This is a genomic window from Ruegeria sp. C12 (assembly GCF_056537745.1).
The window spans coordinates 121,282-134,709 of sequence record NZ_JBQFSA010000006.1 but is presented as its reverse complement, the minus strand read 5'-3'; the positions used below and the strand labels follow the sequence as shown (position 1 = coordinate 134,709).

The following is a 13,428-nucleotide window of genomic DNA, read 5'->3' as shown; positions in this document are numbered from 1 at the left end:
AAACCGAACATGTTCAAACATCTATTTGCCGCAGCGGCCCTTGCCGCGATGACCGCGCCCGCAACTTTTGCCGCTGATCTTGAAGGCCGCGTGCTGAAGATCGGGACGGATGCCACTTATCCGCCGATGGAAACCGTGGATGAAACAACGGGTGAGATCGTGGGCTTCGACGTAGACGTGATGAATGCGATCTGCGCCAAGGTCAATTGCGTGCCCAACTTCGTCAACACCGCCTGGGACGGCATCTTTGCCGCGCTTCAGCAGGGTGAGTTCGATCTGGTGATCTCGGGTGTGTCGATCACCGATGAACGCGAAGAGACCATGGATTTTTCCGAACCCTACATCATCGTCAGCCAGGCCATCCTGCTGCAGGTGGACAATGGCGACATGACGCTGGATGACTTCAAGGCCGGGGGTCAGAAACTGGCCGCGCAGACCGGCACCACCAACGCACAACTGGCCGAAGAACTGGTCGGGCGCGAGAATGTCAGCCTGTATGACAACTTCTCGGCCGCCATTCTGGCGCTGCAAAACGCCGATGTGCAGGGCGTGATCATCGACGGCACCTCGGCTTCGGCTTACGAGCAGGAGTTCGCCGGAGAGCTGACCGTGGGCATCACCGGCCTGCAATCCGACCCGCTGGGCATCGTGTTTCAGGAAGGCGACCCGACCGTGGATGCGATCAACACCGGGCTGGCCGCCATTCAGGAAGACGGCACTTTGGACGAACTGAAAGCGAAATACTGGGGCACCAACTAATCCCATAAGACACGAACAGCCCCGGCGGACCCAATCGCCGGGGCTTTGACTTAGCGGAGAACCCCATGTCGCGCCTCAGCTCGATCCGCCCGAGCAACCTTGTGTTGCTCGCCGCCGCGCCGTTTATCATTTACCTGTTCGCCACGTCGTCGAAATACCTGCGGTCCCTGGTGGCCATTCTGGGGATCGGCAACAATGCAGGGCCGATCTTTGTGGGCTTTCTGCTGGTCCTGACGGCCGCAATCCTTGGATACCTCTGCGCCCGGCACACCCGGTTCCAATCGCAAGCCCCCCTTTGGTTGCGCCTCGCCGCGCTGGCAGCGTTTCCGGTGGCGGTTGGCTTGTCGATACTGGCCCTTGTCGCACCGCAAATGCTGATGCCTTTCGCCGAATCCGTGTTCTTTCATGCCCTCAGCGAAAACACGTCGACCCTGATTGACCGGTCCAACCAAACCTGGGTGCTGTTCCCCGAGGTGGTCGCGCAGGTGCAGACGGGTTTACAGGTTTTGCTGGCAGCTTACGCAGTGATCATTGCGCTGTGTTCGGTCTCGGGCCGTTTGCCCAATCCGATGCGCGGGTATGTGCAGTTGGGGTTTGAAATCCTGACCGGGGCCGCATTGTTCTATCTGATGTTCATGGCCCATTGGCAGTTTGCCACCGGCGTCGCCATCACATTCCGCGCGGCGATCTTTGCCTACATATTTGCGGCCATCCTTGGGCTGATCTGGGTGGGGCTGCAATCGTTCAAGGCCAGGGCGCGTACGACGATGATCTACGGGGCGATCAGCCTGTCGTTGCTGGCCATTTCGACGTTTTTCTTCATGCAGCCAAAGGTGAGCTATATCCTCGTCGGCAGCACCGAGGCGCGGATCGCCATCGTGCGCGGCACGCCGCAAGCGCAGGCCGATATCATCCGGTTTGGCGAATTCGACGGCGGAGGAGATCAACAATACCGCATCCGCAGCGCAACCGATGCGGCCAGCGCGTTGGAGCAGATCGAAACCGTCGACAGCGTCTCGGGTGCGTTTGTGCCGGTCGAGGCGCATACACAAGGCTATCCGGTGTTGTGGCAGACCAGCTTTCTACCGGACAAGTTCCGCAATCCGGCGCTGGCCTTTGCGGTGTTCGGTTTCCTGCTACTGACCCTGACTATTGGTGGCGCGCAACACAAACTGCATCCGCTTGCGGTTGGGGCTGAGTTCTTTGTGGACACGATCCGGGGCATTCCGATGCTGGTGATCATCCTCTATATCGGTCTGCCTCTGGCCGGGGCCGTGAAAGATGCGACCGGCGGCGGTATCGACATGACCAACATGACGCGGGGGATTATCGCCATTTCGGTCGGATATTCCGCTTACATGGCCGAGATTTTCCGGTCCGGGATCGAAGCCATCCCCAAGGGACAGTTGGAGGCAGGCAACTCTCTGGGCCTGTCCCGTTGGCAAACAGCGCGGCTGATCGTGCTACCGCAGGCGCTGCGGATCGTGACGCCGCCTTTGGGCAACGAATTCATCGCGATGATCAAGGACACCTCGCTGCTGTCGATCCTGTCGGTGCGTGACATGACCCAGCGGATGCGAGAGTTTCAGGCCGCCAGCTTCCTGCCCTTTGCGCCCTTCAATACGGCGGCGATCCTGTATGTCGTGATCACTTTGGGCTGCGCCAGCTTCCTGAAATGGATCGAACGCCGCACCGCGAAGGACACCAGATGAGCCGGTTGGAACTTGGTGTTTGCTACTACCCCGAACAATGGGACCCGTCCCAATGGCGTGACGATGCGACGCGGATGGTCGAAATGGGGCTGGATTGGGTGCGCATTGCCGAATTCACCTGGGGGCTGATCGAGCCCAAGCGCGGTCAGTTCGAATGGGGCTGGCTGGATGAGGTGATCGGTATTCTGGGCGATACGGGCCTGCGTGTGATGATGTCGACGCCGACAGCCTCGCCGCCAAAATGGCTGATCGACGAACACCCCGAGATTCTGCCCGTCGGCCTTGACGGTCGCGTGCGCGGGTTCGGTTCGCGCAGGCATTATTGTTTTTCCAGCGAAGTTTATTTGGAAGAAGCCCGACGTATCGCGACCGAATACGCGCGGCGGTACGGCCAGAACCCGCATGTTCATGCCTGGCAAATCGACAATGAGTATAATGACCACGACACGGTGCTGAGCTACTCGGACGCCGCCCGCGACGGGTTCCGCCGTTGGTTGCGGGACCATTACGGCTCGATTGAGGCGTTGAACGAAAGATGGGGTACGGTGTTCTGGGGAATGCTCTATTCCAGCTTTGACCAGATCGAATTGCCCAACGGGCTGGTTGCGACGCCGAACCCGACCCATGCGCTGGATTTCGCGCGCTATTCTTCGGATCGGGTCCGGATTTTCAACAAGGCGCAGGCGGATATTCTAAGGGAACATGCGCCGGGCCGGGACATCACCCACAACTTCATGGCAGGTAGTTTCGAGTTCGATCACCACGCCGTTGCCAAGGATCTGGATATTGTCGGGTTTGACAGTTACCCGCTGGGCAACCTGTTGGGATCGACCCTGTCGGACGCGGACAAGCACCGCTATCTCCGTAGCGGCGCGCCGGATTATCAGGGGTTTCACTGCGACCTCTATCGCTCGCAAGGGCGGGGGCGCATGTGGGTGCTGGAACAGCAGCCCGGCCCGGTGGACTGGGCCGAGAAGAACCCCTCGCCTGCGGATGGCATGATCCGGCTTTGGACATGGGCCGCATATGCCCATGGTGCGCAGGCGGTGATGTTCTTTCGCTGGCGGCAGGCCCGCTTCGCGCAAGAGCAATATCACACCGCGCTGCTGCGGTCTGATGGCAGCGCAGATCAGGCGGCAATTGAACTTGAACAGGTCGCGGCCGAGCGCGATGCGCTGCCTCCGGTAAAGCGGCAAAAGGCGCAGGTGGCGATATTGCTGGATTATACCTCAATCTGGGCCGCCGATATTCTGCCCCATGATGACGCCTTTCCAAACGCCCATATCCTGCGGGAATGGTATGCCGGATTGCGCGCGCAGGGGGTTGATCTGGATTTTATAGGGCCAGATGACGACCTGTCCGGGTATCGCCTGATCGTGATTCCTCAGGCCATGATCGTCTCGCCTGCACTGGCGGAAAAGCTTCAGGCCAGCAAGGCCAAACTGCTGATCGGCGCGCGCGCTGGCAGCAAGACCCATGACATGCACACGCCATCAAATCTGGCGCCTGGCGTGTTGTCCGATCTGGCGGGTGTCCGGGTTCTGCGGGTGGAATCGCTTCCCGATCTGGTACAGGAATCCGTCCGGATGCCCGATGGATCGGCGTATCCCTTCACGGGCTGGCGCGAGGTCATCGAGACCGGCGATCAGGTACTTGGCTGTTTTTCAAGCGCTTACCGGGATGGAAGCCCGGCGATTGTGCGGTCGGACCGGGCGACTTATCTGGCCATGATCCCGCGCGGCGACCTGTTAATGGCTGTTTTGGTAGACGTTCTGGACTGGGCCGGACTACGGAAAACGGACTGCGGGCCTGATCTGCGGATCACCCGCCGGGGTGATCTGGGCTTTGCCTTTAACTTCGGCCCCGATGAACAGGTTCTTAAATTCGACGATTCACGCCAGTACGTTATTGGTAGTTCGAGAATCCCGCCCTATGGTATCGCTGTCTGGCACGAGTCGTGACACCCTCACGGAAAACACCGGACGTGGCTGCAAACTGGACTCATGGAAACTGGCAACTGTCACTTTTGGACAAAAAGCTCTGCCGCAACATTCTGGCCTGCAATCACATAACAAAAACAAACGTCCAACTATGGGAGACATCAAAATGGTAGAACGGAAATCCCTTTCCAGACGCACGGTGCTAAAAGGCGCAGGCGCGGCTGCATTGGCCGCACCGCTTTACAGCAAAAGCGCGCTGGCGTCGTCGGGTGAGATCAATATCCTGATGTGGTCGGACTACCTGCCGCCCAGCTTCATTGAGGAATTCGAGACGCTGACCGGCATCAAGGTGAACTACACCGGTATCGGGTCGAACGAAGAAATCATCAACAAGATGAAGGCCACCAAGGGCCAGGGTTTTGACATCGTCTCGCCCACCAACAACCGCTCGCTTCAGTGGGAACCGCTGGAACTGCTGCAACCGTTCGACATGAACAAGGTTCCGGTTGATCTGGTGAACCCGGCAATGGCCAAAATCGGCACCGACGCGTGGAACTTTGGTGACAGCGGCGCACACTGGCTGCCGCATATCTGGGGCACCGAAGGCATCGCCTATCGCACCGACCTGTGGCTGCCGGAAGGCGACGCGCCGTCCTATGGCGACGTCTGGTCGGAAGAGAACGCGGGCAAGACCATGGGCCGTGCACATTCGATGATGCTGGGCGCGGGTCTCTACATGGAACGCTCGGGCGAGATGGAGCCGGGTTCGGTCTGGGCCGCTTATGGTGACGAAGACACCATGCGCAAGGTCTGGGGTCAGATCACCGACTGGTGCGTGGCGCGCAAGGATCGGATCAAGCTGATCTGGAACGACGCGGATACGCAGAAAAACGGCCTACTGAACGAAGGCGTTGTGGTCGGCCAGACCTGGGACGGCCCGCCGCTGGCCCTGAAATCGGCCGGTGAGCCTGTGCACTATCAGGCACCGGTCGAAGGTGCGATGGCTTGGGTCGACGGTATCTCGATGCCAACGGGTGCTGCCAATATCGATCAGGTCTATGCCTTCATCGATTTTGCCTATCAGGCGAAGCCGGCCGGTGTTGCGATTGATAGCCACGGGTACAACTCGCCCGTTCTTGGTGCCGACCAGTATTCGGGCGACACCTACAAGAAGAACTTTGCCGAGGCCTATCCGGGCGACTCGCTGGCCAACCTCAACCCGTGGCCTGCCGAAGCGCCCTGGTATGCGGAAACCCGCACCGAGTTCGTCAACAAGTTCAAAAGCGCCTAAGCGTTTCGAACCCCGGCCCCTTGCATATGCGGGGGGCTGATCCCTGCGCGCCCTTGTGGCGCGACAGGCCTATCAGGGTGCGAAAGTCATGTGCCCCAGACGGAGATATCTAAAATGAGTGCAGGGGTCGGAGTAGATCTGGAAAACCTGTGGATCCGTTTCGGCGATTTCGTCGCCGTGCGCGATGCCAATGTGAACATCAACGGGGGCGATTTCTTTTCGTTTCTTGGCCCCTCGGGCTGTGGCAAGACAACGATCCTGCGCGCGGTTTCGGGGTTTCTTGATCCCAGCGAAGGCAAGGTGCTGATCGGTGGCAATGACATGCGCGGGATCGGACCCAACAAACGCCCGACCGCATTGATCTTCCAGAACCTCGCGTTGTTCCCGCTGATGAAAGTGTGGGAGAACATCACCTTCTCGATGGAGATCAAGGGGGCCAGCGCCGCGCAACGCCGCAAACGCGCGGACGAGTTGCTGGACATGATCGCGCTGCCGGGGCAGGGCGACAAACTGCCCAGCGAGCTTTCGGGCGGTCAGCGTCAGCGCGTCGCCATTGCCCGCGCGCTGTGCGCCGAACCCGACGTGTTGCTGCTGGACGAACCGCTTTCGGCGCTGGACCTGAAACTGCGCCAGCACATGCGCACCGAGCTGCGTGAAATTCAACAGCGTGTCGGCATCACCTTCATCTACATCACCCACGATCAGGGTGAAGCGCTGACCATGTCGGACAATATCGCTGTCATGCGCGCCGGGGTGATCGACCAGATTGCCGATGGCAAAACGATTTACAACGATCCCAACACGGCCTTTGCGGCCTCATTCGTGGGCGAAAACAACGTGTTCCGTGGCAAGATCAAACAGGTGATGGGCAACGAGGCGCTGATCGCGACCAACCGCTCGGGCGATTTGGTGGCGCGGATTTCGTCCGCCAATCAGGGCAAGATGAAAGAGGGCGATGACGCGATGATGTTCATCCGCCCCGAAGCCTTTGCCATTGCCCCGGATGGCGCGACCGGAGATCACTTTGTCACCGCCCGCGTCAATCACGAAGAATTCGAGGGCAACGTCTTCAACATCTTCACCGAAGGCGACGGCGGGAAAGAGATCAAGGTATCTCTGCCAAACCTGGGGCAATCCTTCGAAGATCACACCGGCCAGACCATCACGCTGGAATACGAGGCCCGCAATGCGGTTCTGGTTCCCGCGGGTGAACTGGCGGCAGAGTAAGGGGTTCAACAGATGCCCCGATTTCTGAAAGACTTCTTCAACCGCAATGGCACCGGCATGGGGTTGATGATCCTTGGTCTGGTCCTGTTCTGGACCATCGGCCTGATCATCCTGCCGCAATTGTCGATGCTGGACTTCTCGTTCCGTCCCAACCTGCCGCCGCCTGAAATTGGTGGCCCGAAGGACGTTTACACGCTGGAGAACTACAAATACCTGATCTACGGCCCCGAAGGCGGCAGTCAGGCTTACAACGCAGTCGATCTGCGCGTGTTCTTCCGAACGTTGCTGGCGGCGGTCTGTGTGACGATCTTCAACCTGATCCTGTGCTACCCGATTGCCTATTACCTGGGTCAGTCCAAGGGCAATCACATCCGCATTTTCGCGATCATGCTGATCATCCCCTATTGGATCAACGAGATCCTGCGCGCCTTTGCCCTGCGGATCATCTTTGGTGAGACCGGGGTTCTGAACACCCTGTTCATGGGTCTGGGTATCTGGGATACGCCGTTCGATTTCATCCGCAACGACATCGCGCTCTATGCCGGTTTGGGCTACGCCTATATCCTGCTGATGATCTTCCCGATGTATAACGTGATCGAAAGTCTCGACGGCAATCAGATCGAGGCCGCGCGCGATCTGGGTGCCCCATGGTGGCGCATTCACTGGCGGGTCGTGATCCCCTATGCCAAGCCGGGCATCAGTTCGGGCTGTACGATGGTCTTCATGCTGTCCGCCGGTGCGCTGGCCGCGCCGCAAATTCTGGGCGGGCCGTCCAGCCTGTGGTTCACGCAGCTGATCTATCAGCAATTCAACGACAACAATGACTGGCCACAAGGGGCCGCCTACGCCATCGTGCTGCTGGTGACCTGTATCCTGTTCGTGCTGGCCGTGATGCGCCTGTTCAAGGTGAACATGGGGGATATCGGGAAATGAATAATTCCTTCCTCCGCATAAGTATCTGGGTCTATCTGACGATCTTCTTCCTGTACCTGCTGGGACCGCTGGTGATCATGTCGATTACCGCCTTCAACTCGCCCAGCTTCCCCAGGATGAGCCCGTGGGAATGCCTGACCTTCCAGTGGTTCGGAGAGCTGTTTCAGGATCAACGCATCCTGAACGGCATCAAGAACTCGCTGATCATCGGGGCCGGGACGGTTGTTCTGTCGGTGGCGATGGGTTTGGCCGGGGCGCTGCTGCTGACGCAGATCTGGCCCAAGCTGCGCGCCACCTACTACACGATCATCATCGCACCGATCCTGATCCCGGGTGTTGTTCTGGGTATCTCGACGCTGGTGTTCTGGGACCGGATCAACCGGATGCTGGGCCTGGGTGCGGACAGCGTGCTGTCGAACGGGATTTTCCTGACGGTGATCGGCCAGTCCACCTTTATCGCCAGCTATTGCATGCTGGTTCTGGTGGCGCGTCTGCAACGCTATGACGTGGCCCTGACCGAGGCGGCGCTGGACCTGGGTGCAACCCACGCGCAGGCGTTCCGCAAGATCCTGCTGCCCTTCATGCGCCCGGCGATTGCGTCGGCGGCGGTGCTGGCGTTTCTCGCCTCGTTCGAGAACTACAACACCACCACCTTCACCTTTGGCGAATACCCGACGCTGACCATCGAACTGGCGCAGAAGGTGCGTTATGGCATCACGCCTTCGATCTCGGCGCTGGCCTTTATCATCGTGGTTCTGACGGTGTTCTTTGCCCTGCTGAACGAGGCCAAGCTGAAGCGTCAGGAACTGGTGGCCGCAGCGCGCAAGAACGCCACCGTTGAGGAACTGGCAAGCAAGATCAAACTGCCCAGCTTCTTCGCGGGCAATATGGCTGCGGTTCTGCTGGTGGTCTTTGCGGTTGCGACGATCACGGTCGTGGGCACGGCTACGGCCTACAACCCCGGTCAGTGCATCGCCGACGTGCGCGAGCAAAAACAGCTGGAAGCCGAACAGCGCATTCAGGAACTGCGCAAGCAGCGTGAGGAGCGCCGCAAACAGCGCGAGGCGGAAGAGGCCGAACAAGGCACAACGCAAACCGCGCCGAAACCGTCGAACAACAGCGGATTCGGAAACGTGTTTGCCCCCAATGCGCTGGGTGGCGGAGAGGCCGAAGACGATGAGTCAGAGACCGAAGAGCAGCCATCAAACAATGGCGGCTTTGGCGGGGCCTTTGACCCCAACAGTCTGCAAAGCGACTAATCGCAGGCTCTGAACAAAAGCCTCGGCCCGGACGGAAGCTAGATCCGTTCGGGCCGAGCGCGTTTCAGGATCAGGACATCGCAACCCGCAATGCAATGACCGTCCCATTCAACAGCTTCGGCGTTGTAGTTGATCAGGAAAACCTGCTGGGCCGTTTCACGCTTTCGCAACCCGTCGGGCAGGGGATGCAGGATCAGCCCTGTCTTTTCCGCAGCCATCGCAATCACGCGGTCCCACAGCGCCTCATCCGGGAACCCGGCCAGATACCACAATCCGCCGTCCCCTTTCAGGACAGGGGTTCCATCCTCAAAGCTCAGCAGGTCGGGGGCGGCACCGGATACCCGGTCGATCCAGTGCTGTGCCGATCCGCCACCTGCCACAGGGCGCTGGATATTCGGTGGCAGCGTCTCGACCAGATCGACCTCGCAGTCCAAACCGTTCAAACCGGGGCGGCCCGTCGTGGGGATTTGGAAATCGCCGGTGATGGCCCCGGCTCGCGGGCCGAGAATGGCCAGATCGCAGGCGTCTGACAGACGCTGTTCCAGGCCCTCATCCACCGTCGCCAACCCCGGTGCAAGGATCATCGCATAGCCGTCGGGAACGGCGTTCGCCGGGGCAAAATCCACTGACACCCCGGCCCGCCGCAGCGCGCGATAGGCCGAGAATACCAGCCGAAAATAGTCAAACCCGGCACCCTGAGGCTGCGTTTTCCACGCCCAATCCGAGGCATAGTCGAACAGGATCGCCACGCGGGCCTGTTCCTGCTGAACCGCGCCCAAGGTGGCCAGATCATCGGCTGTCTGGCGCGCCTCAGCCAAAGCTTGGGCAGGGCGATTGCCCGGCGTCAGTAATCCTGCATGCATCTGTTCCTGCGCAAAGGGCGCTTGCCGCCAGCGGAAGTAACTGACCACTTCGGCCCCATGCGCCACGGCCTCAAGCGACCACAGGCGGACCATGCCGGGCAGGGGGGCTGGGTTGTACGGGGCCCAGTTCACCGGGCCGGGTTGCTGTTCCATCACCCACCAGCGACCCCGCCCGACAGCGCGATACAGGTCATGATGGAAGGCCTGCATATCCGGATCGCCCTGTTGCAGGTATTTGGTTTTGTGCTCCGCACTGTCCTCCAGCCGATCCGACAGGAACCCAAGCGGATAGCTGTCCCAGGTGGCGATATCCAGATCGGCCCCCACATCGAAATGGTCGAACTCAAGCACGCGACCCATATAGTTGTGCAGCAGGGGCGCATCGGTCTGATCCCGCAGCACCTCCACCTGCGCCTTGTTGAACGCCACCACCTGATCCGAGCTAAATCGGCGGAAGGCCAGAACATGGGCCGGATTGGGTTCCGTCACGGTCAGGTTGGGCAGGTCGATCTGGTCGAAACTGCTGTATTCCATCGACCAGAACACATTCCCCCACGCTTCGTTCAGCGCCTGGACCGAACCATAGCGATCCGCCAACCAGCGCCGAAACGCCTTCAGGGCAGGGGGGCTGTAGCTAAGTGTCGTGTCGTGACAGCCATATTCGTTGTCGATCTGCCAGGCGGCGATATGCGGATTGCGGCCATAGCGTTCGCCCATGATCCGGGTGATCCGCGCGCAGTCTTCAATATACCCTTGATGGCTGAAACAGTAATGCCGCCGTGATCCAAATTTACGCGTTTGCCCCTGAGCATCGACGGCCAGCATATCCGGGTGCTTGTCCAGCATCCAGCGCGGGGGCGTGGCCGTTGGCGTACCAAGAACAACCTTCAACCCTGCCGCGCCCAACGTATCGATAGCCCGATCCAGCCAGTCAAATTGCAGTTCGCCCGGCGATGGCTCCATCCGGCTCCACGCGAATTCACCGATCCGCACCCAGCGCAAGCCCGCCTCAATCATGCGCGCAGCGTCTTCGGCCCAAACAGCCTCGGGCCAGTGTTCGGGGTAATAACAAACGCCAAGTTCTGGCTTCATAAGAGGACTCTGTGTTCTGCCTGACCCTGACCGGCATTCGGCGCGGTAAAGGTCATTCCGTTGGAAGGTTGGGTTTGGATCGCCTCGGTGCTCAGCCCTTCGCGGGCTGTGGTGCAAAAAAGCGTTGTCAGTTCATCGCCGCCAAAGGCCGGGCACGAGGTATGGGCCGCATCGAAACGCACCGAATGCAGGTATTTCCCCGAGCGGTCATAGGCGGCAACCCGGTGGTCGCCCCATTGCGCGATCCAGATATTGCCCGCCGCATCGACCACTGCGCCATCCGGGTTCAGCCTGTCGGTCCACAGGTCCAGAAACACCGACGCCTCGCCTTCGGGCCATCCGGTTTCGGTGTTCAAAGGCCAGCGCATGACCTGCCGCGTCTTGGTGTCGGCATAGTAGGCGCATGATCGATCCGGCGCGAAACAGATCGCGTTCGAGATGGTCACATCGGGAACAAGGCGGCGCAACTCACCCTGCCAAAAGCGGTAAATCGAACCGGCACCCGGCTCGGCCCGCTTGCCCATGGTGCCAATCCAGAACCCACCCCACGGGTCCGCGCGCCCGTCATTCGACCGGGTGATCGGGTTGTCGGCCTCCAGCGCCACCACCAGATCCTTGCGCCCCGTGGTCAGGGAAAACCGCCACAGCCCGGTTTCGGAGGCGATCAGCAACGTATCGTGATCCACCCAACCCGCGGCTGAGACATGTTCGGAAAAGTCCCAGCTTTTCTGTTCGCCTGCTTCCTGGGTCATCAGTCGCTTGTTCAGGATATCAAACCAGAAAAGCTGTTGCCGTTCGGGGTGCCACAGCGGGCCTTCGCCCAATTCGCAGGGGCGGTTGTCGAAAACGGCGCTCATCCCACGGCCTCGTCATAGGCGGCAACAATCCGGATGGCCCGTTCCGAGATTTCGGCGATGTCCATACCCGGCTTAAACAGGGCCGACCCAATGCCGAACCCGTCTGCGCCTGCGGCGAGCCACTGATCGAAATTCTCGGGCCCTGCACCGCCGACAGCGAAGACCAGTGTGCCTTGCGGCAGAACCGGGCGCAGCGCGGCCAGACCGGATGGTCCGGCGGTGACGCCCGGAAACAGCTTTAGACCGGTGGCCCCGGCTTTCAAGGCGGCAAAAGCTTCGGTCGGCGTGTATACACCCGGCCAGCTTTGCAGGTTTAGCGCAATCGTGCGCGCAATCACCTCGGCGTCGAAATTCGGTGACACAATCAGTTTCCCACCGGCCTGTGCGACATCCTCTACCTGTTGAACGGTCAACACCGTCCCCGCACCTATTAACGCCTGCTCTCCGAAGGCAGAGGCCAATCGGGCGATGCTGTCCAGCGGGTCGGGTGAGTTCAGCGGCACCTCGATCCGGTCTATGCCCGCCTCGATGATGACACGGCCAACGGTTTCAGCCTCCGAAGGCTTCAATCCGCGCAGAATGGCGATGATCGGACGGCTCATGCGGTTTCCTTCGTCAGCGTGCGGGCCAGTGCCAGACCGGCCAGAGTGGAGAGCGTGGCATCCGCCGTCTCGACGAATGCGCCCTGTTGCTGCAGGGCTTGCGCATAGATCTTCGAGACCTCGTCCGCACCGATTATGGCCAGTTGCTGGCCCAGCCAATAAGGCCGGGTCGCAGCCAGTTCGGCCCCGATCAACAGGCCGGACAGACGCGCCCGGGCGATGGACTTGTCCTGCCCTTGCAACAGGTCCGCTGCGCGCAGACCAAACAAACGGCCCGCCAGATTTTCCGGTTTTGACAAGGTGTCTGCCACAGCCTCGGCAAAGGCCGCTTCATCCCAACCTTCGCCGACCGAATGTTTCAGAACCGATTGCCCGCACAGCAGGTCAAACATCTCGCCCGTCATGAAGGTGCGGAAGCTGATCACTTCGCCCGCGCTGACCTGCACCCATTTGGTATGGGTGCCGGGCAGGCACAGCACACCGTCCCAGTTCTGGTGCCCGGCCAGAAATCCGGCGATCTGGGTTTCTTCGCCCCGCATCACATCTGGCGGCGTCGCTTGTTTCAGACCCGGCACGATAAAGGCCCGGATACGCGGATCGGTGCCGGGAACACGAACCGGCGCATTTGGTACGGGGGCCGAGGGCACAGCGGCATAAGGCGCTTCGGCCCAGCCTTGCCGCGCGCCAACCATGCCACAGGCGACGACATCGACGGGCGCATCGCCCAGCCAATCTTGCACCAGCGCCAGCAGCGCAGATTGAAACGCGCCCGGCGCAACTCGGGCCATGCCCAGATCACTCTGCGCCTGATCCAGCACCGTGTCGCCCTGCATGGCCCAGGCCCGTAAGTGAGAGGTTCCCCAATCGACAGCAATCCATTCGGTCTTCATCGC

11 protein-coding genes are annotated in these 13,428 nt (G+C 60.4%); 7 read left to right on the top strand and 4 right to left on the bottom strand.

The genetic code is table 11. From position 1 onward, the window contains the following. Positions 1–9: 9 nt before the first annotated feature. From ACR0C9_RS13140 to ACR0C9_RS13110, 7 genes are all read left to right on the top strand, one after another. Complete coding sequence (locus ACR0C9_RS13140; RefSeq protein WP_170453804.1) at positions 10–759, top strand: basic amino acid ABC transporter substrate-binding protein; 750 nt, start codon at positions 10–12, stop codon at positions 757–759. A gap of 65 nt (positions 760–824) precedes the next feature. Next, complete coding sequence (locus ACR0C9_RS13135; protein WP_480781198.1) at positions 825–2,471, top strand: amino acid ABC transporter permease; 1,647 nt, start codon at positions 825–827, stop codon at positions 2,469–2,471. Then, positions 2,468–4,432, top strand: coding sequence for a beta-galactosidase (locus ACR0C9_RS13130; protein WP_480781197.1), 1,965 nt, complete (start codon positions 2,468–2,470; stop codon positions 4,430–4,432). Before ACR0C9_RS13135 ends, ACR0C9_RS13130 begins: the two co-directional genes overlap by 4 nt. 145 nt (positions 4,433–4,577) lie before the next feature. After that, on the top strand, positions 4,578–5,702 hold the full coding sequence (locus ACR0C9_RS13125) for an extracellular solute-binding protein (protein WP_170523054.1): 1,125 nt from the start codon (positions 4,578–4,580) through the stop codon (positions 5,700–5,702). Between the two features lie 114 nt (positions 5,703–5,816). Then, on the top strand, positions 5,817–6,929 hold the full coding sequence (locus tag ACR0C9_RS13120) for an ABC transporter ATP-binding protein (RefSeq protein WP_170453800.1): 1,113 nt from the start codon (positions 5,817–5,819) through the stop codon (positions 6,927–6,929). A gap of 12 nt (positions 6,930–6,941) precedes the next feature. Continuing rightward, complete coding sequence (locus ACR0C9_RS13115; RefSeq protein ID WP_170453799.1) at positions 6,942–7,862, top strand: ABC transporter permease; 921 nt, start codon at positions 6,942–6,944, stop codon at positions 7,860–7,862. Further along, on the top strand, positions 7,859–9,121 hold the full coding sequence (locus tag ACR0C9_RS13110) for an ABC transporter permease (protein ID WP_480781196.1): 1,263 nt from the start codon (positions 7,859–7,861) through the stop codon (positions 9,119–9,121). The genes ACR0C9_RS13115 and ACR0C9_RS13110 overlap by 4 nt, the downstream gene beginning before the upstream one ends. A gap of 38 nt (positions 9,122–9,159) precedes the next feature. On the opposite strand, the gene ACR0C9_RS13105 is transcribed toward ACR0C9_RS13110, so the two are convergent. The 4 genes from ACR0C9_RS13105 to ACR0C9_RS13090 are packed head-to-tail and all read right to left on the bottom strand — an operon-like array spanning position 9,160 to position 13,425. After that, complete coding sequence (locus tag ACR0C9_RS13105) at positions 9,160–11,076, bottom strand: beta-galactosidase (protein WP_480781195.1); 1,917 nt, start codon at positions 11,074–11,076, stop codon at positions 9,160–9,162. Then, entirely contained in the window at positions 11,073–11,933 is an 861-nt protein-coding gene (locus ACR0C9_RS13100) for an SMP-30/gluconolactonase/LRE family protein (protein ID WP_480781194.1), read from the bottom strand. The genes ACR0C9_RS13105 and ACR0C9_RS13100 overlap by 4 nt, the downstream gene beginning before the upstream one ends. Continuing rightward, positions 11,930–12,535 carry a 2-dehydro-3-deoxy-6-phosphogalactonate aldolase gene (locus ACR0C9_RS13095; protein WP_170522801.1) on the bottom strand — a complete coding sequence of 202 codons (606 nt, stop codon included), beginning with the start codon at positions 12,533–12,535 and terminating at the stop codon, positions 11,930–11,932. The genes ACR0C9_RS13100 and ACR0C9_RS13095 overlap by 4 nt, the downstream gene beginning before the upstream one ends. Continuing rightward, complete coding sequence (locus ACR0C9_RS13090) at positions 12,532–13,425, bottom strand: 2-dehydro-3-deoxygalactonokinase (RefSeq protein ID WP_170453794.1); 894 nt, start codon at positions 13,423–13,425, stop codon at positions 12,532–12,534. Before ACR0C9_RS13090 ends, ACR0C9_RS13095 begins: the two co-directional genes overlap by 4 nt. Positions 13,426–13,428: the final 3 nt, after the last annotated feature.